We start from the raw sequence: 24408 nt of genomic DNA, 5'->3' as shown, positions 1-24408 counted from the left end.
CTCCCACCTTGACCACGATCACAAGCTCACCTCCCACGTCCGGGGCCCCCCAGCATGGGGTGGCCCTAGGGGTGAAGCCCGGGGAAGTCCAGCCCCAGGGTCTCGGGCCAGCCCATGCGGAGGTTTAGGGCCTGGAGGGCGTGGCCCGCGGTGCCCTTCACCAGGTTGTCAATGGCCGTCATGACCACGAGCCTCCCCGTGTCCTCCTCCAGCTCAAAGCCGATGTCGGCGTAGTTGGTGCCCTGGACGAACCGGGGGTCGGGGTAGCGGTGAATGCCCTTCTTCTGCTTGACGAGGCGGACGAAGGGCTCTCCGGCGTAGGCCTCCCGGTAGGCCTGCCACACGTCCCTTTCGCTCCAGCCGTCCTGGAGGAAGCACTGGGCGGTCATGAGGATGCCCCGCACCCGGTCGGTGGCGATGGCGGTGAGGTGGACCTCGGGGCGGCCCGGGAGGTTCTCCACCACCTCGGCGGTGTGGCGGTGGCCCGTGGGCTTGTAGACCCGGAGGGACCCGGCCCGTTCGGGGTGGTGGCTCGCCGGGCTCGCCTCGGCCCCCCCTGCCGAGGTGGAGATGAGGAGGGTGACGAAGATGGGGGTGGGCTTCAAGACCCCGGCCCTGAGGAGGGGGTAGAGGCCGAGGAGGGTGGCCGTGGCGTTGCACCCGGCCCCGGCGATCCAGTCCGCCCCCTTTAGGGCCTCGCGGTAGAGCTCGGGCACGGCGTAGACGAAGCGGCCGAGGAGGTCGGGCCGGGGGTGCTCCCCGTAGTACCTGCGGTAAAGCTCGGGGTCCTTCAGGCGGAAGTCCGCGGAGAGGTCTATAAGCACCGGGGCGAGGGCGCTGTAGCGGTCAAACTCCCGGGCGAAGACCCCGTGGGGCAGGGCCAGGACCAGGATGTCCGCGGGCTCCAACTTCTCCGGGGGGACGAACTTGAGGTTCGTGCGTCCTCGGAGGTTGGGGTGGACGAAGTGGACGGGCTCGCCGGCGAAGCGCCTCGAGGTCACCTGCTTCACCTCCAGGTAGGGGTGGGAAAGGGCGAGCCTCAGGAACTCCCCCCCGGCGTACCCCGAGGCCCCCACGATGGAGAGGGTCTTCCTATCCACGGGCCACCTCCCAGGCGTACCTAAGGATCTCCCCCGGGATGTCCACCCCGGTGGTGTGCACGGAGTTCTTGAACTCCATGGTGTGGTTCACCTCGTTGACCAATAGCCCCCGCTCCGACTCCAGGAGGTCCACGGCCACCACCCCGCCCCCCACGGCCTCCGCCGCCCCCACGGCAAGCCGGGCCATCTCCTGGGTGAGGGGGCAGTTCTCCGCCTCTCCCCCCCGGGCGGTGTTGGTGATCCAGTGGGCGCTCTTGCGGTAGATGGCGGCGATGGCCCTCTTCCCCACCACGAAGACCCTGATGTCCCGCCCGGGCTTCTCCACGTACTCCTGGAGGTAAAAGAGCTGGTGCTGGAACCCTCCCAGGACCTCCTTGTGCTCCAGAAGGGCCTCCGCCGCGGCCCGGTCCGTGACCTTGGCGAGGAGGCGGCCCCAGCTGCCGATCACCGGCTTCAGCACCACGGGGTAGCCGAAGGCCTCCATGAGCCTCAAGGCCTCCTCCCGGTCCGTGGCCAAGGCGGTCTTGGGCTGGGGGAGGCCCGCCCGGGCCAAGGCCACGCTGGTAGCCCACTTGTCCCCGCAGACCTCCATGACCTCGGGGCGGTTCACCACGGGGATGCCGAGGGCGGTGAGGTAGCGGGCGGCGGCGAGGCCCCGGCTTTGGCTCACGCACCTTTCCAGGGCCACCGTGACCCCCTCAAGGGCCTCGGGCCTCTCCCCTAAGACCATGGAGAGGGCGGGGACGTAGACCTTTCTAAAGGGGATCCCCAGGGCCTCGGCCCGCTCAAAGAGCATCCGCTCGTCGGGGCGGACGCGGTCGTAGAGGATGGCCAGCATCTCACCTCCCGAAGAGGCCCCCAGGCCGGCCTGGGGGCCCTCACGCGGCCCGGCGGGGAATCACTCCCCCCAGTCCTCCGCCTCCTCGGGGGCGGCCTCGAGCCTCAAGGGATCAAGCCCCACCACCTCAAGTTCCGCGCCGCAGTCCTCGCAGACCACGAGCTCGCCAAGCTCCGGGTTCTCAAGCCTTAGCTCCGCGCCGCACTCAGGGCAGGTCCCTACCATTCCTCGTCCTCCTCCACTTCGCTCCAGTCAGGCAGGAAGCGGAAGCCGCACTCCGGGCACTCCACCTCCTGGCCCTGCTCCTTCTCGGAAACCTCCAGGGTGTAGCCGCAACGGGGGCAGTCCACGAAGAAGCCCTCGAGGCCCTCCTCGGTCACCTCCACCTCCAGGGGGTCCAGGGAGACCACCTCCAGGAAGGCCCCGCAGGCCTCGCACTCCAGCACGTCCCCCACCTCCAGGGTTTCCAGGTCCTCGGAAAGCACCACGCTGGCCTCGCCGCACACCGGACAGACGATCTCTAGGTCCTCCATGACTAGAGTCTACTCCCCCGGGAAGCGCCCGTGCTTCTTGTAGTAGTCCAGGAGGGAGCCCTCCTTGAGCGCCTCCAGGAGGAAGGGGGGCGGGGGACGGAGCTGGAAGCGCTCCTCCCCCCGGTAAAGCACCCCCCTTTCCAGGTCCAGCTCCACCAGGTCGCCGTCCTCTAGCGCATCCACCACCTCCTCCGACTCAAAGGGGACGATCCCCAGGTTCACCAGGTTGCGGAAGAAGATGCGGGCGTAGCTCTTGGCGATGACGGCCCGGATGCCGAGCCGCTTCAGGGCCTCGGGGGCGTACTCGCGGCTGGAGCCGAGCCCGGCGTTCCGCCCGAAGACGAGAATATCCCCGGGGCGCACCTCCTCGGCGAAGCCGGGGCGCAGGTGGGCGAAGGCGTAGAGGTGGAAGCGGTCCTCCCCCACCATGAAGGGGGCGTACTTGCCGGGAAGGATGTCGTCGGTGTTGATCTGGTCGCCGAACTTCCAAACCCTAGGCATGGGCCTCCTCCAGCTCCTCGGGGGTGGTGAGGTAGCCCGCCACGGCGCTCGCCGCGGCCACGCGGGGGCTCGCCAGGTAGATCTCCGCGTCCGGGGCCCCCATGCGCCCGCGGAAGTTGCGGTTGGAGGTGGAGACGCACACCTCCCCCGGGGCCAAGACCCCCATGTGCCGCCCCATGCAGGGGCCGCACCCCGGGGTGCCGAGGGTGGCCCCGGCCTCGAGGAGGGTGAGGAGGGTGCCGTCCTTGGCCGCCTCCTCCAGGACCTGGGAGCTTGCGGGGACCACGAGGAGGCGCACCCAAGGGGCGACCTTTCTTCCCTTAAGCACCTCCGCCGCCGCCCGGAGGTCCTCTATGCGGCCGTTGGTGCAGGTGCCGATGAAGACCTGGTCCACCCGCTTGCCCTTGACCTCGGCCACCTCGTGGACGTTGTCCACGTAAAAGGGCACGGAGACCCTGGGGGTGAGGGCGGAAAGGTCAATCTCCACCTCTTTTGCGTAGCGGGCGTCCGGGTCGGGGTAGAGCCACTCGGGCACCCGGTACATCTCCAGGATCTCCCCAGAGGGCACCACGAGCCCCGCCTTAGCCCCCGCCTCCACGGTGAGGTTGGCGAGGGTCATGCGCTCGCCCCGCGTGAGGGCTTCCGCCCCGTCCAGGAGGTGGATCTCCACCGCCATGTAGGTGGCCCCCTCGGCGGTGAGGAGGCGGACCATCTCCAGGGCGGCGTCCTTGGCCGTGACCCCCTTGGGGAGCCTTCCCCGGAAGACCACCTTCACGCTCTCGGGGACCCTAAACCAGGTGCGCCCGCTGGCCGCCGCCAAGGCGATGTCCGTGGCCCCCATCCCCGTGCCGAAGGCCCCCACCGCCCCGTAGGTGGTGGAGTGGCTGTCCGAGCCCACCACCACCCAGCCCGGCTGGGCCAGCCCCTCCTCCACGAGGACCTGGTGGCACACCCCCCTCCCCACGTCAAAGACCCGGATGCCGTGCCGCCTGCCCCACTCCCTTATCTCCTTCTGCGCCTTGGCCACCTCGAGGTTCGCCGCCGGGGCCACGTGGTCTATCACGATGGAGACCCTTTCCGGGTAGCGGGGGGTGGCCCCTAGGTACTCCAGGCGCTTGAAGAAGCTCCCGGCGATGGAGTCCACCACCATCACCTGGTCCACCTCCACCACCACGAGCTCCCCCGCCCCCACGGGCCTTCCCGCCTTGTGGGAGAGGATCTTTTCCGCTAAGGTTTGGGGCATCTTCGTCCCCCCTTACCTTCCATTGCCTATAATGCGGCTATGGGCCGGTATTGGATCCGGGTTTACCCTGATCCCGAGGAGCCCGGGGTTTGGCTTGCCGAGGTCCCTGCGGTACCCGGGGTGCGCTCGGACGGGGACACGCGGGAAGAGGCCATCCAAAACGTCCGGGAAGCCCTCGAGGCCATGTTGGAAGCCCTTCGGGCCAGAAACCTCCCCATCCCCGAACCCGACGAGGAGTGGGTGGAAGTCCAGGTAAATGCCGCCTAGACCCGAAGAAGTGGTGCGCAAGCTGAAGCGCTTGGGTTTTGAAGAGGCCGGGGGAAAAGGTAGCCACCGCGTCTTCCTACACCCCGACGGGCGGCGCACCGTGGTCCCCTTCCACCGCAAGGAGCTTAAGAAAGGCACTTTCCTAGGCATTCTCAAGGACATCGGCCTCACCGAGGAGGAGTTCCGGAACCTCTAGCCTCACGCCGTGATCCACTCCCTGAGGATCCGGTCCAGCTTCTCCAGGGTGAGCTGGCCCCGGTCGGCCAGGGCCTTGATGTGCTGGGTGATGCGGGCAAGCTCCTCCTCCCCGTAGTGGAGGCCGAGCTCCTCCGCCCGCGCCTTGATGGCGTGCCGCCCGGTGAGCCTCGAGGCGATGATGAGCTTCCGCTTCACCCCGAAGACCTCGGGCGGGTAGGGCTCGTAGGCCTCGGGGTTCAGGTAAATGGCCTTCAGGTGCATCCCCGCCTTGTGGCTGAAGGCGGTCTCCCCGGTGATGTAGTTGTTGAAGGGGATCTCCACCCCCACCATCCTCGCCACCATCCGGTCCAGCTCGGGGAGCATCTCCAGCTTGTACTTCCTTTGCACGTACTCGGGCTGGAGGGTGTACATGCGGGCGAGGAAGCCCCCTAAGGGGGTGATGCCGTTCCGCTCCCCGATCCCCAGGATGGTGGTGTCCACGTGGGTGGCCCCGGCCTCAATGGCCTCATAGGCGTTGGCGATGGCGCATCCCGTGTCGTTGTGGCCGTGGAACTCTATGTCCACGCTGGGCCCCACCACCCGCCGCACCTCCCGCACCAAGGCGTAGACCTGCCGGGGCGTGGCGATGCCCACGGTGTCCGCCAGGCCCACCCGGTCCACGTAGGGGGCGATGGCCTGGTAGATGGCCAAAAGGTCGTGCTCATCGGAGCGGAAGGTGTCCTCGGCGGAGAAGCGCACCTCCACGTGGGGGGCGGCCTCGCGGATGAACTGGATCACCTCCTTGGCCTCCTCTATGATCCGGGGGATGTCCCGGCCGTGGGCCGCCCGCAGGTACTTGCTCGTGCCGAAGAGGAGGTCAATCCCCTGGACCCCGGTTTCCACCGCCACCTTGGCCGCGTCCAGGCGGGTCTGGATGTGGGTCACCACCTTGGCCTTGAGGCCCAAGGAGGCCAGGACCTCGGCGTCCTTGCGGGACTGGGGCGAGGCCACGGGGGTGGTGACCTCGATGTACTCAATGCCGAAGGCGTCCAGGGCCTTGGCGATCTCCACCTTGTCCTGGGTGGTGAAGTGGGCCCTTTCAAACTGCTCCCCTTCCCGAAGCGTGGAGTCTATGATCCTCCATTCCCGCATGCGCCCCTCCCCAAAAGAAAACCGGCCCGAACTCGGGCCGGGGGATGGAAGAACCCTCTAGGGGCTACCCTACCCCCCGGCGGCCGAGTTTTTTCTCGCGGGCCGGCATCTTGCCCGTAAGGGTATACGAAAACCCTCCTTTTGTCAACGCCCAAACCGCCTCTCGCGGGCCTGGTAGCTCCTCAGGGCCCTGAGGAAGTCAATCTTGCGGAACTCGGGCCAGAGGACGTCGGCGAAGTAGAACTCGGAGTAGGCGGACTGCCAGAGGAGGAACCCGGAAAGCCGGATCTCCCCGGAGGTGCGGATGATGAAGTCGGGATCGGGGAGGCCCGCGGTGTAGAGCCTTTCGGCGATGGCCTCCGGGGTGAGGCCCTCCGCCACCGCTTTCGGGGAGAGCCCCTTCGCCTCCGCCTCCAGAAGAAGCCGCTTCACCGCGTCCACGATCTCCTCCCGCCCCCCGTAGCCCAGGGCGATGTTGAGGACCATGCCCCGGTGGCTTCGGGTGCGCTCCTCCAGGCGCTCCAGGGCCCTCAGCACCTCCTCGGAAAACCCCTCTCGCCTCCCGATGACCCGCACCTGCACCTGGTGCTCCAGGATGCGGTGGTCCTCGGCCATCCGTTCCGCCTCCCGCACGAAAAGGCGCATGAGGGTCTCCACCTCCCCCGGGGGGCGCCGGAAGTTGTCGGTGGAGAAGACCCAGACGGTCACGGTCTTGATGCCCATCTCCAGGCACCACTCCAGGACCTCGTAGGCCTTCTGCACCCCGAACTCGTGCCCCTGGGTGGGGGAAAGCCCGAGGGCCCGAGCGTAGCGGCGGTTCCCGTCCAGGATGAGGCCGAGGTGGCGGGGCATGGGGCCCTTCCGCACCTCCTTGAGGAGGCGCCTTTCGTAGAGCCAGTAGAGGGGGCGGGAGAGGGAAAGGAGGCGGCGGAGCATGCTTCCCCCAACCTAAGGCCAAAGGATGAGAAAGGGAAGCCGCGCGCCCCAGGGCCAAGCCCCTTCGGGGCCCCCGCGCGGGGTTGGGCCAGGGCGGGGTGGCCCTAGCGGTAGAGCTCGCGGGCGATGACCAGGCGCTGGATCTCCGAGGTGCCCTCGTAGATCTCCGTCACCTTGGCGTCCCGGTAGTACCGCTCCACCCGGTAGTCCCGGTGGTAGCCATAGCCTCCCAGGACCTGGACCGCCTCCCGGGTCACCTCCACCGCCACTTGGCTTGCGAAGAGCTTAGCGGCGCTGGCCTCGAGGGTGAACCGCTCCCCTTGGTCCTTCTTCCTCGCGGCCTCGAGGACCAGGGCCCGGGCGGCGGCGATCTTCACGTGCATGTCGGCGATCTTGAAGGCGATGGCCTGGTGCTCTCTAAGCTTCTTCCCGAACTGCTCCCTCTCCTCGGCGTAGGCCTTGGCGATCTCGTAGGCCCCCCGGGCGATGCCCACGGCCTGGGCCGCCACCCCCACCCGCCCCGAGTCCAGGCCCGCAAGGGCATAGGCCAGGCCCCGCCCCTCCTCCCCAAGAAGGTTCTCCTCGGGGACGAAGACCCCTTCCAGCCGCACCTCGGCGGTGTGGGCCGCGTGGAGGCCCATCTTCTCCTCGGGGCGGCCGAAGGAAAGCCCGGGGGTGTCCTTCTCCACCAAAAAGGCGCTGATTCCCCTTTCCGTGCGGGCCAGGACCACGTAGAGGTGGGCCTGCCCGGCGGAGGTGATCCAGCTCTTGACCCCGTTCAGCACGAACCCGCCCTTGACCCGCCGCGCCTCGGCGCGGAGGCTCTTGGCATCGGAGCCCGCCTGGGGCTCGGTGAGGCAGAAGGCCCCGATCCACTCCCCCCGGGCGAGGGGCACCAGGTAGCGCCTTTTTTGCGCCTCGGTGCCGAAGCGGAGAAGCATGTACTGGGGAAGGCCGCTGGTCACGGAGACGATGACGGCCACGCTGGGGTCGGCGGCGGCGAGCTCCTCCAGGGCCAGGGCCCAGGTCACGGAGTCTAGGCCCACCCCGCCCCACTCCTCCGGGGTGGTCATGCCGAGGAGGCCGAGCTCGGCCAGGGCCTTGAGCTGGGGCCAGGGGTACTCGGCCTTCCGGTCGTACTCGGGGGCGAGGGGGTAGAGGACCTCCCGGGCCACCCGGCGCACCGCGTCCAGAACCAGCCGTTGCTCCTGGGTGAGGGTCATCCTCCCTATCGTAACATCGCGGGTCGGCAAAAAAGCGTCACGTTTCTCCCCACCGGGGGGCGCGCTTCCCGGGAAGCCCCAGGTGGTCCAGGATGCGCTGGGTGAGGAAGCCGAGGAGGTCCCCCACCTCCTTGGGGCGGTGGTAGAAGCCGGGGCTGGCCGGGAGGATGGTGGCCCCGGCCTCCGCCGCCTGGACCATGGCCCTTAAGGTGGGGAGGGGCAGAGGGGTCTCCCTCAGGACGAGAACCAGGGGGCGGCGCTCCTTCAGGTGGACGTAGGCCGCCCGGGTGAGGAGGGTGTCGGCGAGGCCATAGGCCACCTTGGCCAAGGTGGTGGCGGAGCAAGGGACGACCACCATCCCCCGGGTGGGGAAGGAGCCCGAGGCGATGGGGGCGCCCAGGTCCTGGTCCTTGTAGACCCGGTGGGCCAGGGCGTGGAGGTCCTTGGGGCTTAGGCCCATTTCCTCCCAGAGCACCCTTTTGGCCCCCTGAGAGATCACCAGGTGCACCTCGGCCACCCCCCTTAGGGCGTCCAAGAGGTCCAGGGCGTAGGGCATGCCGCTCGCTCCCGAAAGCCCCACCACCACCCGCATAGGCTCCGCCATGCCCTCCATCCTAAGCCCTCACCCCTGGGCGAAACCCCCTCCGGCCGGGAAGCTGGAGGGGGCGAGGATGGTGGGCCGTGCAGGATTCGAACCTGCGACCTACCGATTAAAAGTCGGTTGCTCTGCCAGCTGAGCTAACGGCCCAAAGCCTTCCCGATTATAGGGGGCTAAAAGGGCCTGCGCAAGCTTTCCATGATGAAAAGCCCCAAGGCCTCCTCCCCCGCCCGCCGCCTCAGGGCCTCGAGGTCCAAAGGCCTCGGCCCCAAGGGCTCCAGGGCCACCCTGGGCAGGGGCGCCTCCTCCAGGAAGGCGAAGAAGTCCGGGTCAGCCCAAGGGGGGACCCAGGCCCCGCTCCGGCAGAGGAAGACCCGGTGGAACTCCCCCGGAAGCTTCCCCCCAGAGTCCACCTCCCGGGCCACGGGCACCTTGGGCTCGGGCTCCAAGGAGGGGTCCCGCCAGGAGGGATAGTAGACCCGAAGCCGCGCCCCCAGGCGGTGGTAGAAGACCATCCAGTCGTCGCAGGCCGGGACCTCCCCCAAGGGGCGGTAGCCGGCGTCGTGGTGGGCGTCAAAAAGGACCACCTCCTCCACCCCCTGCCGCACCTCGGGATGGAAGGCGAGGGCGTTGCTGTCGGCGTAGTAGAGCACCGCCCCCTTGGCGAAGGCGAAGCGCCCCCAAAAGCCCCGCCACCCCTGGGCCCCAGGAAGGGGAAGGCCCCGGAGAAGGAAGGCTAGGGCCCTTTCCTCCCAGGCCTCGAGGAGGTAGTAGGGGGTCTCAAAGTGGGCCCAGGCGAAGAGGGGGGCCAAGGGGTCCTTGGGGTCTTGGGGCACGGGGAAGAAGTAGTCAAAGTCCACCACCAAAAGCCGCATCTCCTTTTACATAGCAAAGGTCCCTGCCAGAAGGCAGGGGCCAGGTAGCCTTTGGGCCTACCAGATGTAGAAGAGGGTGACGATGAAGAGCCAGACGGCGTCCACCAGGTGCCAGTACATGCTGGCGGCCTCGAGGGTGCCGTGGTGGTGCAGGGTGATCTTGCCCCGGAGGGCCTGGAGGTAGGCGAGGACGAGGCCGAAGCCCCCGATCACCACGTGCAGGCCGTGGAGGCCCACGATGGTGAAGAAGGCCGCCGTCCAGAGGTTCTCCTGCCAGGAGGAGTGGTGGTGGAACTGGTAGAACTCCCAGGCCTGGAAGAGGAAGAAGAGGACGCCGAGGAGGATGGTGACCAAAAGGCCGAACCGGAAGGGGTTGAAGCGGCCCCGCCTGAGGTCGTGGTGGGCGAAGTGCACGGTGAAGGAGGAGCTCACCAGGAAGAATGTGTTGAGAAGGGCGAGCCACAGGGCGGGCCGCTCCTCAGGGGGCTGGGCCGCCCCGGAGAGCCGGAGGTAGAGGTAGCCCGCGATGAGGATGGCGAAGAGGCCCACCTCCGAGACGATGAACCAGGCCATCCCCATCCAGGCGTTGGACTTGCCGGTGGCGGTGTGGTGCTCCACGGGGTGGCTGTACTCGTCCTCCAGGGCCCAGCGCACGAGGCCGTAGGCGAAGAGGGCGAGGAAGAGCCCCATCCAGACGTTGGGCACCGGGAGGGCGGCTACGCTCACGAAGAAGGCGAAGAGGGTGGCCGCGGAGTAGAAGGGCCAGAAGGAGCTGTTGGGCAGGTGGATGTGGCCCGGGTCCTCGGGCTTAAGCTCCACCCCCTTCTTCTTCCAGTCGTAGAGGGGCCTTTCGGAGGGGAACTCGGTGGGAAGCTGCACGTCAAAGTTGTGGGCCTTGGGCGGGGAGTCCGTGAGCCACTCCAGGGTGTAGCCGCCCCAGGGGTTGGCCGGGGCCTTCTCCCCGGAGCGGAGGCTCTTCCACATGGTGTAGATCCAGACCAACCCGCCCAGGCCCAGGATGAAGGCCCCGAGGGTGGAGAGGAGGTTGAGCTCGGCCCAGCCGACGAGGTCGGCGTTGTAGGTGTAGTAGCGCCGGGGCATGCCCAGGTAGCCCAGGGCGTACTGGGGCAGGAAGGTGACGAGGTAGCCCACCAGGAAGAGCCAGAAGTGGAGGCGGCCCAGCCTCTCGTCGTACATCCGGCCCGTCATCTTGGGCCACCAGTAGTAAAGCCCGGCGAAGGCCCCGAAGGCCGACCCCGCCATGAGGACGTTGTGGAAGTGGGCCACCACGAAGTAGGAGTCGTGGAACTGGTAATCCAAGGGGGTCATGGAGAGCATGACCCCGGTGATGCCCCCGAGGAGGAAGTTGAAGACGAAGCCCAGCACCCAGTAGAGGGGGGTCTTCATCTGGAGCTTCCCACCCCAGAGGGTGCCGATGATGTTGAAGAGCTTCACCCCCGTGGGCACGGCGATGAGGGCGGTGAAGAAGGCGAAGGCGATCTGGAAGAGGGTGCTCTCCCCCACGGTGAACATGTGGTGGGCCCAGACCATGGTGCCCAGGACCACGATGCCCATCTGGGCCCAGACCATCTGCCGGTAGCCGAAGAGGGGCTTTTTGGCGAAGGTGGAGGCCACCTCAGCCAGGATGCCCAGGTAGGGCAGGAGCATCACGTAGACCGTGGGGTGGGAGTAGAACCAGAAGAACTGCTGGAAGAGGACGGGGTCTCCCCCGATTTCCGGGTTGAACCAGGTGAGGCCGATCTTCCGGTCCAGGAGGACGAGGAGGCTCGCCGAGGTGAGCCCGGCCAGGCTGAAGAGGTTGAGGACGCTGGCGGCGAAGACGCTCCAGACGTAGATGGGCATCTTCCACAGGCTCATCCCCTGGGCCCTTAGGTTGTAGATGGTGGCGACGAAGTTGGCGTTGCCGAGGAGGCTGGAGAAGCCGAGGAGGAGGATGGCCGCCAGGTAGAAGCTCACCCCGCTCCCCGACTGGGCGGAGAAGGGGTAGTAGAAGGTCCAGCCCACGCTGGGGGCCCCGCCGGGGAAGAAGAAGCTCATGAGGGCGAGGAGAATGGCCCCGAGGAAGGCCCAGTAGCTGAAGGCGTTCACCCGGGGGAGGGCCACGTCCCTCGCCCCCAGCATCAGGGGCACCACGAAGTTGCCGAAGCCCGTGAGCCCGGCCTGGATGATGAAGAAGAAGAGCATGGTGGCCCCGTGCAGGGTGAGGACCTGGTTGTACTGCTCCCCGGTGAGGAAGTGGTTGTTGGGCACGGCCAGCTGGGTGCGGATGAGGAGGGAGAAGACCCCCGCCAGGGCGAAGGCGAAGAAGGCCGTGGCCGTGTACATGAGGCCGATCTTCTTGTGGTCCACCGTGGTGAGCAGGTCCCAGAGGACCGCCCAAAAACCGGTCTTTGGCTTGGTGGCGATGGCCATCTCCTAACCTCCTAGAACTTGGGGAGGGCCTTGAAGTCCACGCCCTCCACCTTCAGGCCCTCGAGGTAGCGCACCAAAGCGTTTAGGTCCTCCTCGGAGAGCTGGGGGAAGCCGGGCATCTTCGCCCCGGGCTTCATCCCCTCAGGGTTTTTGATCCAGGCCTTGAGGTTTTCCGGGGTGTTCTCCACGATCCCGGCGCCCAGGCTCGTGCGGTTGCCCCAAAGCCCAAGCTCGGGCCCGATGACCGCGGGGGGCATGCTCCGGGCCACGCTGTGGCAGGCGGCGCAGTTCTGCTGGAAGACCTGTTGCCCCATGGCGTCGGCCACCGGGGGGGTGTAGGCCTTGGCCGCCGCCACGAAGCGCTCAAACTCCTCCTTGGGCACCACCAGGACCCGGAAGAGCATGCGGGCGTGGCTCGGCCCGCAGAGCTCGGCGCAGAAGCCGTAGTAGTTGCCGGGCTCCTCGGGGGTGAAGTGGAGAAGAGTCTTTTGTCCCGGAATGGCGTCCCGCTTCCCGGCGAGGCCCGGCACCCAGAAGGAGTGGATCACGTCCTTGGAGGTGATCTCCAGCTCCACGGGCACCCCGGCGGGGAGGATGAGCTCGTTGGAGTTCCTAAAGCCGAGCTCGGGGTAGTTAAAGTCCCACCAGAACTGGTAGCCCGTGACCTCCACCTTAAGGGCCCCGGGGATGGGCCGGTTCACCTGGATGAGGGCCTTGGCCGTGAGGCCGAAGAGGACCAGGATGATGGCCAGGGGGATCAGGGTCCAGACCACCTCGAGGCGGTCGTTCCCGTGGGCCTGCGGGGGCTCCCCCTCGTCCCCAGGCTTGGCCCGGAACTTCCAGGTGACGTACGCCAAGGACCCGGCCACCACCAGGAAGATCAGGAAGGAGAAGAAGTAGACCCAGGGGTAGAGGAAGGCCACCTCCTGGTTGTAGGAGCCGCCCGGGTGAGTGATGGCCACCCGGTGGGCCTCCTGGGCCAGGGCCAAACCCCAAAGACTAAGCGCCGCAAGACCTCTCTTCATCCACTCCCTCCCTATACCGCCCGATCCACCGCCATGGCCACGAAGAGGAGGGCCAGGTAGAGCATGGAGTATTTATACAGCGAAACCGCCGTCCTGCGCTCGGGCTGGCGGTAGAGGACAAGGCTCTTAAAGATAAGCAGGCTGTTGAGGAAGAGGCTCGCCACCAGGTACAGAAGGCCGAGCTCCCCCAAGGCCAAGGGCATGAGGGAGATGAGGGCGGTGAGGAGGGCGTAGAGGGCGATCTGCATCACCGTGACCCGCTCCCCCAGGACCACGGGGAGCATCGGCACCCCCACCGCCCGGTAGTCGTCCTGGATCATGAGGGCCAGGGCCCAGAAGTGCACCGGGGTCCAGAAGAAGATGAGGGCGAAGAGGTACCAGGCGAAGAGGTTGAGGTCCCCGGTCACCGCGGCAAAGCCCACCAGGGGCGGGAAGGCCCCCGCCGCCCCGCCGATGACGATGTTGTGCCAGGTGCGCCGCTTGAGGTAGAGGGTGTAGACCAGCACGTACCAGATGAGGCCCATGAGGGCTAGGGTGGCGGCGAGGAGGTTCGCTCCCCACCAGAGGACGATAAACCCCAAGAAGGCGAGGGCGAGGGCAAAGAGGAGGGCATCCCGGCTGGAGACCCGCTGGGTCACCGTGGGCCTATTGGCGGTCCGCCTCATGCGGGCGTCAATGTCCCGGTCCACCACCATGTTGATGGCGTTGGCCGCCCCCGCCATCATGTACCCTCCCAGGGCCACCACCAGGAAGAGCTTTAGGCCCGGCCAGCCCCGGGCGGCGATGAACATGGCGAAAAGGGCGGTGAAGAGGAGGAGGCTCACCACCCGGGGCTTGGTGAGGGCGAGGTAGTCCCGCCAGGTGGCCCCCCCGGTCCCCCGGTGAACCTCCGCCCCCCCTTCGCCGAGCTCCACCCGCCTCGCCCCCCGCTCCAGGGCGGAGGCGGCTAGGAAGACGAAGAGGAGCCAGATGGCGTAGGCCAGGAGGAGGTGGAGGATCTGCATGAAGACCGGAGCCTTGAGGGCTACGTTCACCAGCCCCGCCAGAAGCTGCGCCCCGTAGAGGTAGGCCAGGGCGTGGGCCAGGCGCCGGGTGAGGGGCGAAGGGCGCAGGTGGGCCACCAGATACCCGGCGAAGACCACGTAAAGCCCCACGCTCACGGCGATCAAGGGGTGGAGGACCCTGAGGCGCACCAGGAAGTGCTCCCCAGGGGTCAGGGAGCGCTCCAGGGCCTCGAGGGTGTTCCGCACCGGGAAGAGGAGGTCGCCCAAAGCGGTTACCGCCCCGCTCATCCCCAGAAAGAGGAGGGCGAAGAGGCCGAGGAGAAGGGCAAGCCCCACCGCCCCCTGCCCCCTTAGGCGCAAGGGGGCCCCTCCGGAGGCCCACCAGGCGGTGAGGGCGAGGGCGGCCAGGAGGAAGTAGGTGTTGGCCAGGTGGACCATCTGGACCACGGCCCGCTCGGGGCTCACGTTGTGGGCCGTCCAGCCGAAGAGGACCAGGGAGGCCCCCACCAGGCTCTCGGTGACCATGAGGAGGAGGGCAAGCCCCGCCCCCAGGCGGGCCGGATGCGCCCGGGGAAGGAAACGCCGGGCCAGGAGGAAGAGGCTCAGCACCGAGAGGAAGGCGAGCCCCGAGGTGGCCCGGTGGGCGAACTCAATGAGCGTCTCCACCTGGGGCGCGCGGGGAATCACCTCCCCGTTGCAGGTGGGCCAGTGGGCTCCGCACCCGGCGCCCGAACCGGTGGCCCGCACATAGGCCCCCCAAAGGGCCACCAGGGCGTTCCAAAAGAGCACCCCCCAGGCGTAGCGGCTAAGCGAGGTCTGGCTCATAGAAACCCCGTCCCCCAGACGGTAACGCTCATCATTATGGCAGAGGAGCCCAAAGGGAGGTAAAGTACATTTGTCCTTTCCACTTCCACCAGCTAGGAGCCTAATACCCCTGGCCCCTATTTGGCAAGGCCCACCCGGCTTGGAACCCACCCCGCCCCGGGGCACAGGCCATCGCTTCGGAATCCGGGCGTGGGCGCTTGGCCTTTACCCTACCCGGGGGCCCGCCCGGCGCACGGCCTCCGAAACCCCATCGGCGTACTTTTGGAAGTTTTCCTGGAAAAGCGCCGCGAGCCTTTGCGCCTGGCGGTCGTAGGCCTCCTTGTCCGCCCAGGTCTCCCTGGGGTCCAAAAGCTCCCGGGGCACCCCGGGGGCCTCGAGGGGCACCTCAAACCCGAACACCGGGTCCTTGCGGTAGGCCACCCCCTCCAAGGCCCCGGTAAGGGCCGCCTTGAGGAGGGCCCGGGTCACGGGCAAGGGGAAGCGGCGCCCCACCCCGTAGGGCCCCCCGGTCCAGCCCGTGTTCACCAGGTAGACCCTGGGGCCATGCCTCCTGATCTTTTCCCCCAGCATCCCGGCGTACACCCCGGGGTGCAGGGGGAGGAAGGGCGCCCCGAAGCAGGCGGAGAAGGTGGCCTTGGGCTCGGTGACGCCCCGCTCCGTCCCCGCCACCCGGGCGGTGTAGCCCGAGAGGAAGTAGTACATGGCCTGTTCCGGGGAGAGGCGGGCGATGGGGGGCAGGACCCCGTAGGCGTCGGCGGAGAGGAAGAAGATGGCCCGGGGGTGGCCCGCCATCCCCGACTCCACCACGTTCTCCAGGTGGGCGATGGGGTAGGAGGAGCGGGTGTTTTCCGTCTTGGAGTCGTCGTCCCACTCCACCCGGCGGCTTTCCGGGTTCACCACCACGTTTTCCAGGATAGCTTCAAACTGATTGGAGGCCCGGTAGATGAGGGGCTCGTGCTCCGGGGAGAGGCGGATCACCTTGGCGTAGCACCCCCCCTCAAAGTTGAAGACCCCCTCCTCGCTCCAGCCGTGCTCGTCGTCGCCGATGAGGGGGCGGTCCGGGTCGGTGGAGAGGGTGGTCTTGCCGGTGCCGGAGAGGCCGAAGAAGACCGCTACGTCCCCTTCCTTCCCCACGTTGGCCGAGGCGTGCATGGGGAAGACCCCCTGCTTGGGCATGAGGTAGTTCATGACGGTGAAGACGCTCTTCTTGATCTCCCCGGCGTACTTGGTGCCCACGATGAGGACGAGCCTTCTTTGGAAGCTTATCCCCACGAAGACCTCGCTCCTCGTGCCGTCCCGCTCGGGGTCCGCCTGGAAGTAGGGGGCGTGGACCACGGTGAAGCCGGGGACGAAGGCCTCCACCTCGTCCTCCGCCCCGAAGCGGCGGGGCGGGAGGAACATGTTGCGGGCGAAGAGGGCGTGCCAGGGGCTTTCCGTCACCACCCGCACCCCCAGCCGGTAGCGCCGGTCCGCCCCGGCGTAAAGGTCCTGGACGTAAAGGTCCCGCTCGGAAAGGTACTGGGCCACCCGCTGGTAGAGGGCCTCAAAGCCCTCCGGGGAAAAGGGCTGGTTCACCTCGCCCCACCAGATCTCCCCTTCCACCTCGGGCTCCCGCACCACGAACTTGTCCTTGGGGCTTCTCCCCGTGTAGGGGGTGGTGTCCACCACCAAGGGCCCCTTATGGGCCAGGAAGCCCTCTCCCCGGGCCAGGGTGTGCTCCACCAGGATGGGAGAGGCGGTGTTCCAGAAAACCTGCTTTCTCGGCGTTATACCCAGATGGCTCAGGCGGTCCATACGGGCCTCCTCCCGCCCATTATAAGGGACTTCCACGCTTCCATTTAGCCTTCCCCATATCCGGGGCGGCCCAGCAGGGCGAAGGTGAGGCGCTTGCCCAGCTCCACCCCGGGCTGGTCAAAGGCGTTCACCCCCCAAAGCTCCCCCAGGAAGGCGGTCTGCCACATGAGGTGCTGCAGGAGCCAGCCCACGGCGTAGGGGGAGACCTCGGAGAGGTAGAGGGCGTAGACCTTCTGCCCCGCCTCGGCCAGGGCCCGGTAGGTGGCCTCGGCCTCGGCTTGGAGGAGGCGGAAGAGGGTCTTGCCGAAGAGGTAGGAGGCGGCCTTAAGGCCCTCCACCTCCGGGATCTCCAGGTCCTCCACGGGGGCTTCGGGGATGACCAGGGCGAGGAGCTTGTCCAGGGGGCCTTCGCGGAAGAGCTGGACCTGGGCGTGCTGGTCCTGGGGCCCTAGGGCGGGGACCGCCGTGGTGCCCACCCTTTGGCCCCGCTGGTCCACCTTCCCCAAGGACTCGTCGTGGAGCTGGACGAACCAGCTCGGGAGGTGGCGGAGCCTCTCTGAGTAGACCATGAAGACGTGGACGGGGAGGTGGCGGTGGAGGTGGAGGAGGAGGGCGGTCTTCAGGGGAAGGCTCTCCTCCAGGGGGGCCAAGGCGGTCTCGTTGGCCTTGCGGGCCCCCATGAGGAGGGCGTCCAGGTCGGCCCCGGCGAAGGCCAGGGGGAGAAGGCCCACCGGGGAAAGGACGGAGAAGCGCCCGCCCACCTCCTTGGGAATGGCGAAGGCCTTGAGCCCCTCCCGCTCGGCGAAGGCCCGCAAGGGGCCCTCCTCGGGGTCGGTGGTCACCACCAGGTGCCGCCGCCAGGCCTCCCCCAGGTGCGCCCTAAGCCACTTCAGGAGGACGGCGAGGCCCGCCAGGGTCTCCGCCGTGGACCCCGACTTGGAAACGGCGTTCACCAGGGTCTTCCCGGGGTCCAGGTCGCGGAGGAGCCTGAGGACGGGCTCGGGCTCCACGTGGTCCAGGTAGTGGAAGCGCACCCCGCCCTCGTGGAAGGCGGCCTCGAGGGCCTTGGGCCCGAGGGCGCTTCCCCCGATGCCGACGAGGACGAAGTCCTCCACCCAGGGGTTCGCCTCGCGGTAGCGGCGGACCTCCCTCAGGGTCTCCGTGTCCTCGGGGAGGTCCATCCAGCCGAGCATGCTCCCGGGGGTCTTGCGCTTGGCGAGGAGGCGCTCCCGGGCTTCTTCCAAAAGGGAGGCGTGCTGGCTTAGGGCCTCGGGAAAGCCCTGGAGGAAGCGGGTGTCCAGGCGGAGCATGGAGTGCAGTTTACACCCTTGCGGAGCTTCCTCTATCGGAGGAAACTAGGCCTTAGCCCATGCCCCTCCGGGCGCTCAGGCGGAAGGGAGGGCACATCCTGGCTTGCGCCAGGATGGGGCCCCGGCAAAAGGCTCCTGGGGAGCTTACCGGGGCCGGTGGACCGATAAAGCGTATGGGGCGCTCTTGGGTCGGCTTTCTCATGGGCTGGGTCCTTCTCCTCCTGGCCCTGGGGACCGGCCTTCCCGCCCTTCTCGGCCCTCCCCTTCTTCTCCTCGGGCGGAGGTTTTACCCGGAGGGGTTCTTGTGGCTCGCCTTCCTGCCGGGCTTCCTCCACGCCCCCCAGGCGGGCTGGCCCCTCCTTTGGGCCAAGACCTCCTTGGCCCTTCTCCTCTTCGGCCTCTACCTAAGCCGGGAGAAGGGCCTCTGGGCCGCCCTTTGGCTCCTCCCCCTCGCCCTCTCCCTGGGGCCTTGGGGCCTCGGCCTCTTGGGCCTCCTCCACGGGTTCCACCTCCTGGCCCGGGCGGAAGGGGTGGCGCTCGGGCCCTTTCTTCCCCCTCTCCTCGGGGCTTTGGGGTTCGGGCTCGGCCACCTCTCCCTGCCGGGCCTCCCCGAGCCCCCGCTTCCCGCCCCCGCCCCGCTTCCCTTCCGGGCAAGCCCCGGGGAAAGCGGGGGGCCCGGGGGAAGCGCCGTCTACCTGCCCCCGGAAGGGGGCTTTCCCCTCTGGGTGGGGGTGGTGGACCGCCTCCTGGCCTACGCCCTCCCCCTCGCCCTGGTCTTTCTCCTGGCCCTCGGCCTGCTCCTCCTGGGCCAAAGAAGGGGCCTTCCCCCCTTTCGCGGCCTTCACCTCCTCCCCCTCCTCCTCGCCCTGCCCCTCCTTCTCGGCCTCTTCTTCCTGCTGGGAAGCCTCGGGGGCGGGGAGGGGGCCTTAGGCCAAGGGGGAAGCCTTCCCCCGCCTTCGCCCCCACCCCAGGGCCCCGTGGAGAGGGTACCCGGGCCCAGGGCCCTGGGGGAGGTGGGGGTAGCCTTGGCGGGGCTTTCCGCCCTCTTCACCCTGGCCCTCCTCCTCGCCCTCTTGGCCTGGACGTGGCGGGGGCGGGGAGGAGAAGAAGGGGAGGGCGAGGAAGCGGCTTCCGCCTCCCCTAGGGCTTTCCAAAGGCCCCTCCCCGCAAGCCGGGTGCGCCGGGCCTACCTGGAGGCCCTCGAGGCCCTAAGGGGGGCCGGGCTTCCCAGGCGACCTGCCGAAGGCCCCGTGGAGTACGGGAAGCGGGTGGGGGCGGCCTTCCCCGAGGCCCATCCTCCCCTCGCCCGCCTCACCGCCCTCTACCTCCCCGTGCGCTACGGGGGGAGGGCCGAGAGGGAGGAAGCGGAGGAGGCGGAGGCCCTCGCCCTGCGTATCCTGGAGCTATGCTCGAGCTATGCTCTACGAAAGGGTCCAAAGCGCCCTAAGGGGCCGGGTCCTCCTCCGGGAGGAGACCCTTAGGCTTGCCCTCGCCGCCCTCCTCTCCGGGGGGCACCTCCTCCTGGAGGACGTGCCGGGCACGGGGAAGACCACCTTCGCCAAGGCCCTGGCCCGGGTCCTGGGCCTCTCCTTCGGCCGCATCCAGATGACCCCGGACCTCCTCCCCCAGGACCTCACCGGGGTCTACCTCTACCGGGAGGGGAGCCTGGTCTGGGAGCGGGGGCCCATTTTCGCCCAGGTCCTCCTGGTGGACGAGCTGAACCGGGCCACCCCCCGCACCCAGTCGGCCCTCCTGGAGGCCATGGGGGAGGGGCAGGTGACCCTGGAGGGGAAAACCCATCCCCTTCCCGAGCCCTTCTTCGTCCTGGCCACCCAGAACCCCGTGGAGGAGGAGGGCACCTTTCCCCTCCCCGTGGCCCAGCGGGACCGCTTCGCCGCGCGGCTCGCCCTGGGCTACCCCGACGAGAAGGCCCTTCTAGAGGCCCTGAGGGCCCAAGACCCCCTGGAGGGCCTGGCCCCGGCCACGGACGCCGAGGAGGTCCTGGCCCTGAGGCGGGAGGCGCGGCGGGTGCGGGTGGAGGAGGAGCTCACCGACTACCTCCTCGCCCTCGCCCGCTTCCTCCGAAAGCGGGAGGGGGTGCGGCTTGGCCCCTCGCCCCGGGCGCTTCTCCAGGTGGAGCGCCTGGCCCAGGCCCTGGCCCTCCTGGAAGGGCGGGGCTTCGCCCTGCCCGAGGACCTGAAGGCCGCCTTCCGGGCCGCCATCCCCCACCGGCTCTTGCTCGCCCTCGAGGCCGAGCTTTCCGGCCTCACCCCGGAAGGCCTGGTGGAGGAGGCCCTGGAGGCGGTGCCGGCCCCCGTGGAGGCGGGGTAGATGGGCGCCCTCGCCCTCCTCCTTCTCCTCGCCCTGGCCTTGGCCCCTCGCTGGCTCCGGGCCAAGGCCCAGGTCCACGGGTTCCCCCCGGGCTTTCCCGGGAGAACGGGGGAGGGGCGGGTGGAGGTGGAGGTCCAGGCCCCCCTCCCCGTCCTCCTCCGGGTGGAGGTGGGGGGCTCGGCGGCCCTGGGCCTCTCCCCAAGGGAGGTCCTGGCCCTCGCCTGGGGGAGGGCGAGGCTAGGCCTTTCCCTCCCCTACCGCTACCGCCGCCGGGGGGCGCACGCCTTGCCCACCCTCCACCTCCGGGCGCGGGGGGTCCTCGGCCTCGGGGAGAGGCGGCTCGCCCTTCCCCTGGGGGAGGCCCTGGTCTACCCCGCCCTAAGGCCCCTTCCCCCCCTCCTTCCCGCCCCCGCCTTCTTCCTGGAGGGGAGGCGGGCCCCCCGGGGGCTTCCCGACCCCTTGGAGGCGGTGGGCCTCCGCCCCTACCGCCCCGGGGACCCCTTGAGGCTCCTCGCCCGCAAGGCGAGCCTCCGCCTGGGGCGCCCCGTGGTGCGGGAGGTGGAAAGGAGGCTGGAAGGCGGCCTCTTCCTCCACCTGGACGCAGAGAGCCTCCACCCAAGCTACCTGGACCACGCGGCAAGCCTCGCCCTCGGGCTCCTCCTGGAGGCGGAAAGGAGGGGGGAGCGGTACGGGCTTTCCGCCGGGGCGGTCCTGCCCCTGGGCCGGGGGAAGGCCCACCTGAGGCGGGCCCTGGAGCTTCTCGCCCGCCTCGCCCCAAGCCCCACGCCCCTCCTCCCGCCCCCGGCCCCCTGGGGGAGCACCTACGTCCTCCTGACCCAGGCGGCGGAGGAGGCCTTCCTAAAGGCGGCGCTTAGGGGGGCGCGCCGCGCCCGGGAGGGGCTTTTGGTCCTCCTCCCCGAGGGCTACTTCCTCTTCCCCGGGGAGAGGGGAAGGCCCGTCCACGGCAAGCCCCCCGCCCTGGAGCGGGCCCTCCGCTACCGGGGGCTCCTCGCGGCGGCCGGGGTGCGGCTTAAGGTGGTGCGGGGGCACGAGCCCTTTGGGGGAAAATGAGGGCATGGGCTACGTCCCGCCCCCCACCCCCCAGCACGGCCTCGAGGAGGGCCCCGTCCTCCTCAAGGACGGGCGCACCGCCCTCCTCCGCCGGGCCACCAAAAAGGACCTCCCCCTCTTCGTGGAGTTCCTGAGGCGGCTTTCCCCGGCCTCCTTGCGCATGCGCTTCTTCTCCCCCATCTCCCCGGAAAAGGCGGCGGAGCTTCTCCTTTCCGCCAAGCCCGAGGAGGAGAAGGTGACCCTGGTGGTCCTCGCCGGGGAGCCCCCGAGGATCGTGGCCACGGGGGAGTACGTTCGGGTCAAGGAGGAGGACACCGCCGAGGTGGCCTTCCTGGTGGAGGACGCCTACCAGGGGAAGGGCCTCGGCACCCTGCTTCTGGAGAGGCTCGCCCTCCTCGCCGCCAAGCGGGGGGTGCGCCGCTTCCAGGCCTTCGTCCTGGCGGAGAACAAGCAGATGCTCAGCGTCTTCCAGGAAAGCGGCTTCCAGGTCCGGGCCCACCGGGAAGGAGGGGAGGTGGAGGTGGAGTTCGGGATCCTCATGGAGGAGAAGGCGGCGGAGCGCTTTGAGTGGCGGGAGAAGGTCTCCACCCTGGCGAGCCTCCACCCCTTCTTCTTCCCCCGGGGGGTGGCGGTGGTGGGGGCGAGCCGCGACCCGGAGAGCATCGGCTACCGGGTGCTGGAGAACCTCATCTTCGGCCGCTTCCAGGGGCCGGTCTTCCCGGTGAACGAGGCCATCGGCAAGGAGGGGGGCACGGTGGGGCCCCTCCTCGCCTACCCGGGCCTCGAGGCGGTGCCGGGGCCGGTGGACCTCGTGGTGGTGGCGGTGCCCAAGGAGCGGGTCTTGGAGGCCCTCGAGGCCGCGGGGCGCCGGGGGGCACGGGGGGCCATCGTCCTCACCACGGGCTTCGCCCCGAAGGAGGCCCAGGCCCTGGCGGAGAAGGCGAGGCGCTTAGGGATGCGCCTTCTTGGCCCGGGCTCCTTGGGCCTCGTCCACACCCACCCCGGGGTGCGCCTGGCGGCGGGCCTCGCCCCCTTGCCCAAGGAGGGGGTCCTGGCCATCTCCAGCCAGTCGGGCACCCTGGGGCGGGCGGTCATGGCCTACGCCGAGGGCATGGGCCTCGGGGTTTCCAGCTTCGTCTCCTTGGGGGCCAAGGCGGACCTCTCCTCCAACGACCTCCTGCAGTTCTGGGAGGAGGACGAGCGCACCGGGGTCATCCTCCTCTACCTGGAGGGCTTCGGCAACCCCCGGCGCTTCTCCCGCCTCGCCCGCCGGATCGGGAAGAAAAAGCCCATCCTGGCGGTCCACCCCTCCCGCGACCCCCTGGTCAGGGCCCTCTTCGCCCAGGCGGGGGTGGTGCGGGCAAGCGGCCTGGAGGAGGCCTTTGACGTGGCCGCCCTCCTCGCCTCGGGCCGCCTCCCGGAGAACGGGCGGGTGCGCCTCGTCTCCAACGCCTCAGGACCCTCCAACCTGGCCCTCGAGGCCCTGCGGGAAGGGGGCCTAGAGGTGGAGCACGTGGACCTGGGCTCGGAGGCCCGGGAGGAGGACTTCAGGAAGGCCCTGGGGGAGGCCCTTGGGGGAGAGGCGGGGAGCGTCTTCCTCCTCTACGTGCCCATGGGCTTCGCCCGGGAGGAGGAGGTGGCCCGCCTTGTGCGGGAGGCCAGGACGGAGAAGCTCCTCCTCGCCTGCTTCATGGGCCAGGACGGCCCCCGGGCCAGGCTCCTGGGGCAGGCGGTCCTCTACCGCTTCCCCGAGTCGGCGGCCATCGCCCTGGCCCGGGCCTGGACCTACCGGCGGTGGCGGGAGGAGCCCCTCCTCTTCCCCGACTTCCAGGACCTGAGGCTGGAGGAGGCGAGGAGGCTTCTTGAGGGGAAGAAGGCGCTAAGCCCCGAGGAGGCCAAGGCCCTCCTCCAGGCCTTCGGCCTGCCCTTGGGGGAGGGGGAGGGGCTTTACCTCAAGCTCCACGCCGCCCCCCACCCCCTCTTCGGTCCCGTCCTCACCCTCCTCCTCCCCACCCCCCTGGGGGACCAGGCCCTGGGCCTCCGCCTCACCCCCCTCACGGAAGGGGACGCGAGGGAGCTCCTCAAGCCCCTGGAGGGGCGGGCGGACCTCGAGGCCTACCAGGAGCTTGTCCTCCGGGTCTCCCGGCTTCTGGAGGAGTTCCCCCAGGTGGAGCGGCTGGAGCTCGCCCTTTCGGGCCCGCGGGTGGCCCGGTACGAGGTGGCCCTTGGTGGAGATCGCTAGCCCCAAGAACCCGCGGGTGAAGGCCTGGGCCGCCCTGAAGGAGCGGAAGGAGCGGGAGCGGACCGGGCTTTTCCTGGTGGAGGGCAGGCGGGAGGTGGGGCGGGCCCTGGAAGCGGGGCTCGAGCCCGTGGCCCTCCTTCTCGGGCCCAAGGCGGACATGGAGGCACTCCCCTCGGGGAAGGCCGAGGTGGTGCGCCTGGGGGAGGCGGCCCTGGCGCGGGTCTCCAGCCGGGAGCACCCGGCCCAGGTCCTCGGGGTCTTCCGCATCCCCAAGAAGGACCTCTCCCAGGTGCGGCTCCCCCCTAAGCCCCTGGTCCTGGTCCTTTTGGGGGTGGAAAAGCCGGGCAACCTGGGGGCCATCCTGCGGAGCGCCGATGGGGCCGGAGCGGACTTGGTTCTGGTGGCCGAGGGAGTGGACCTCTATAGCCCCCAGGCCATCCGCAACTCCACGGGGGTGGTCTTCTCCCTCCCCGTCTTTCCGGTCCCCCAGGAAGAGGCGGCCCGCTTTCTTCTGGAAAAGGACCTCCTCCTGGTGGCCGCCACCCCTCAAGGGGAAAGGGTCTACTGGGAGGAGGACTACCGGAAAGGGGTGGCCTTCCTCCTCGGGGCGGAGGACCAGGGCCTGCCTCCGGAATGGCTGGCCAGGGCCCACGCCCGGGTGCGCGTCCCCATGCGGGGCCAGGCGGACAGCCTCAACGTCTCCGTGACCGCCGCCCTCCTCCTCTACGAGGCCCTGCGCCAGCGGTCCTTATAAGGGTCCCCTCAACCCCCTGAACCCGGACCAACACATGTGGGACCCTAGGCTGGGGTAAAAAGACTCCAGAAGGAGGTCCCACGGTTGGCAAAGCGGTTTGGCGAGGAGCAAGGAAGGCCCACATCGCCGTTGAGGACTTGCGGAGACAAAACCACAAGCCCTTGACAGGGAGAGGG

The 24408-nt window shown here is 69.0% G+C and carries 23 protein-coding genes and 1 tRNA gene; 7 read left to right on the top strand and 17 right to left on the bottom strand.

Annotated elements, in window-relative coordinates; translation table 11 throughout:
* Positions 1–65 precede the first annotated feature (65 nt).
* Genes argC through ABJK26_RS02125 form a run of 6 tightly spaced genes read right to left on the bottom strand, consistent with a single transcriptional unit; the run spans position 66 to position 4215 of the window.
* Positions 66–1100: an N-acetyl-gamma-glutamyl-phosphate reductase gene (gene argC / locus ABJK26_RS02150; protein ID WP_347240566.1), complete on the bottom strand. Its 1035-nt coding sequence runs from the start codon at positions 1098–1100 to the stop codon at positions 66–68.
* Positions 1093–1938, bottom strand: coding sequence for a lysine biosynthesis protein LysX (lysX, locus tag ABJK26_RS02145; RefSeq protein WP_347240565.1), 846 nt, complete (start codon positions 1936–1938; stop codon positions 1093–1095). Before lysX ends, argC begins: the two co-directional genes overlap by 8 nt.
* Positions 1939–1998: 60 nt before the next feature.
* Positions 1999–2163: a lysine biosynthesis protein LysW gene (lysW, locus tag ABJK26_RS02140; RefSeq protein ID WP_347240564.1), complete on the bottom strand. Its 165-nt coding sequence runs from the start codon at positions 2161–2163 to the stop codon at positions 1999–2001.
* Positions 2157–2471, bottom strand: a complete 315-nt coding sequence (locus tag ABJK26_RS02135) for a paraquat-inducible protein A (protein ID WP_347240563.1) — start codon at positions 2469–2471, stop codon at positions 2157–2159. The genes lysW and ABJK26_RS02135 overlap by 7 nt, the downstream gene beginning before the upstream one ends.
* A 9-nt stretch (positions 2472–2480) precedes the next feature.
* Entirely contained in the window at positions 2481–2972 is a 492-nt protein-coding gene (locus ABJK26_RS02130) for a homoaconitate hydratase (protein ID WP_347240562.1), read from the bottom strand.
* Positions 2965–4215: a 3-isopropylmalate dehydratase large subunit gene (locus ABJK26_RS02125; protein WP_347240561.1), complete on the bottom strand. Its 1251-nt coding sequence runs from the start codon at positions 4213–4215 to the stop codon at positions 2965–2967. Before ABJK26_RS02125 ends, ABJK26_RS02130 begins: the two co-directional genes overlap by 8 nt.
* 39 nt (positions 4216–4254) lie before the next feature.
* Here ABJK26_RS02125 and ABJK26_RS02120 point away from each other — a divergent pair, with 39 nt between their 5' ends.
* Positions 4255–4482 (top strand): type II toxin-antitoxin system HicB family antitoxin, encoded by a 228-nt coding sequence (locus tag ABJK26_RS02120; RefSeq protein WP_347240559.1) that lies wholly within the window; start codon positions 4255–4257, stop codon positions 4480–4482.
* Positions 4472–4678, top strand: a complete 207-nt coding sequence (locus ABJK26_RS02115; RefSeq protein ID WP_024119512.1) for a type II toxin-antitoxin system HicA family toxin — start codon at positions 4472–4474, stop codon at positions 4676–4678. The genes ABJK26_RS02120 and ABJK26_RS02115 overlap by 11 nt, the downstream gene beginning before the upstream one ends.
* Positions 4679–4680: 2 nt before the next feature.
* Here the strand turns inward: ABJK26_RS02115 and lysS are convergent, their stop codons facing one another.
* The 11 genes from lysS to pgi form a co-directional block, all read right to left on the bottom strand.
* Positions 4681–5811 (bottom strand): homocitrate synthase, encoded by a 1131-nt coding sequence (lysS, locus tag ABJK26_RS02110; RefSeq protein WP_347240558.1) that lies wholly within the window; start codon positions 5809–5811, stop codon positions 4681–4683.
* A 144-nt stretch (positions 5812–5955) separates the two neighbouring features.
* Positions 5956–6747 (bottom strand): isoprenyl transferase, encoded by a 792-nt coding sequence (locus tag ABJK26_RS02105; protein WP_347240556.1) that lies wholly within the window; start codon positions 6745–6747, stop codon positions 5956–5958.
* A 104-nt stretch (positions 6748–6851) separates the two neighbouring features.
* On the bottom strand, positions 6852–7970 hold the full coding sequence (locus tag ABJK26_RS02100) for an acyl-CoA dehydrogenase family protein (RefSeq protein WP_347240554.1): 1119 nt from the start codon (positions 7968–7970) through the stop codon (positions 6852–6854).
* 37 nt (positions 7971–8007) lie between these two features.
* Entirely contained in the window at positions 8008–8574 is a 567-nt protein-coding gene (locus ABJK26_RS02095) for a UbiX family flavin prenyltransferase (protein WP_347240552.1), read from the bottom strand.
* 68 nt (positions 8575–8642) lie between these two features.
* Positions 8643–8718: transfer RNA gene (locus tag ABJK26_RS02090), tRNA-Lys, on the bottom strand.
* Between the two features lie 23 nt (positions 8719–8741).
* On the bottom strand, positions 8742–9443 hold the full coding sequence (locus ABJK26_RS02085; protein WP_347240551.1) for a hypothetical protein: 702 nt from the start codon (positions 9441–9443) through the stop codon (positions 8742–8744).
* Between the two features lie 57 nt (positions 9444–9500).
* Positions 9501–11876, bottom strand: a complete 2376-nt coding sequence (gene ctaD / locus ABJK26_RS02080) for a cytochrome c oxidase subunit I (protein ID WP_347240550.1) — start codon at positions 11874–11876, stop codon at positions 9501–9503.
* 11 nt (positions 11877–11887) lie between these two features.
* On the bottom strand, positions 11888–12901 hold the full coding sequence (coxB, locus tag ABJK26_RS02075) for a cytochrome c oxidase subunit II (protein ID WP_347240549.1): 1014 nt from the start codon (positions 12899–12901) through the stop codon (positions 11888–11890).
* Positions 12902–12912: 11 nt separating this feature from the next.
* A complete protein-coding gene (locus ABJK26_RS02070; RefSeq protein WP_347240548.1) occupies positions 12913–14730 on the bottom strand; it encodes a heme o synthase in 1818 nt (605 codons plus the stop codon).
* A gap of 204 nt (positions 14731–14934) precedes the next feature.
* Positions 14935–16524 (bottom strand): phosphoenolpyruvate carboxykinase (ATP), encoded by a 1590-nt coding sequence (gene pckA, locus ABJK26_RS02065; RefSeq protein ID WP_347240547.1) that lies wholly within the window; start codon positions 16522–16524, stop codon positions 14935–14937.
* 44 nt (positions 16525–16568) lie between these two features.
* Positions 16569–17834 carry a glucose-6-phosphate isomerase gene (pgi, locus tag ABJK26_RS02060; protein WP_347240546.1) on the bottom strand — a complete coding sequence of 422 codons (1266 nt, stop codon included), beginning with the start codon at positions 17832–17834 and terminating at the stop codon, positions 16569–16571.
* A gap of 200 nt (positions 17835–18034) precedes the next feature.
* Here pgi and ABJK26_RS02055 point away from each other — a divergent pair, with 200 nt between their 5' ends.
* The 5 genes from ABJK26_RS02055 to ABJK26_RS02035 are packed head-to-tail and all read left to right on the top strand — an operon-like array spanning position 18035 to position 24232.
* Complete coding sequence (locus ABJK26_RS02055; RefSeq protein ID WP_347240544.1) at positions 18035–19315, top strand: DUF4129 domain-containing protein; 1281 nt, start codon at positions 18035–18037, stop codon at positions 19313–19315.
* Positions 19251–20165, top strand: coding sequence for a MoxR family ATPase (locus tag ABJK26_RS02050; protein ID WP_347240543.1), 915 nt, complete (start codon positions 19251–19253; stop codon positions 20163–20165). Before ABJK26_RS02055 ends, ABJK26_RS02050 begins: the two co-directional genes overlap by 65 nt.
* Complete coding sequence (locus tag ABJK26_RS02045; protein WP_347240542.1) at positions 20166–21236, top strand: DUF58 domain-containing protein; 1071 nt, start codon at positions 20166–20168, stop codon at positions 21234–21236.
* A gap of 4 nt (positions 21237–21240) precedes the next feature.
* Entirely contained in the window at positions 21241–23478 is a 2238-nt protein-coding gene (locus ABJK26_RS02040) for a GNAT family N-acetyltransferase (protein WP_347240541.1), read from the top strand.
* On the top strand, positions 23465–24232 hold the full coding sequence (locus tag ABJK26_RS02035; protein WP_347240575.1) for an RNA methyltransferase: 768 nt from the start codon (positions 23465–23467) through the stop codon (positions 24230–24232). Before ABJK26_RS02040 ends, ABJK26_RS02035 begins: the two co-directional genes overlap by 14 nt.
* Positions 24233–24408 lie beyond the last annotated feature (176 nt).

The organism is Thermus sp. (assembly GCF_039793865.1).
Lineage (GTDB): Bacteria > Deinococcota > Deinococci > Deinococcales > Thermaceae > Thermus.
Note: the sequence above shows the minus strand (reverse complement) of the source record. Positions and strands in the feature narration are given on the sequence as shown.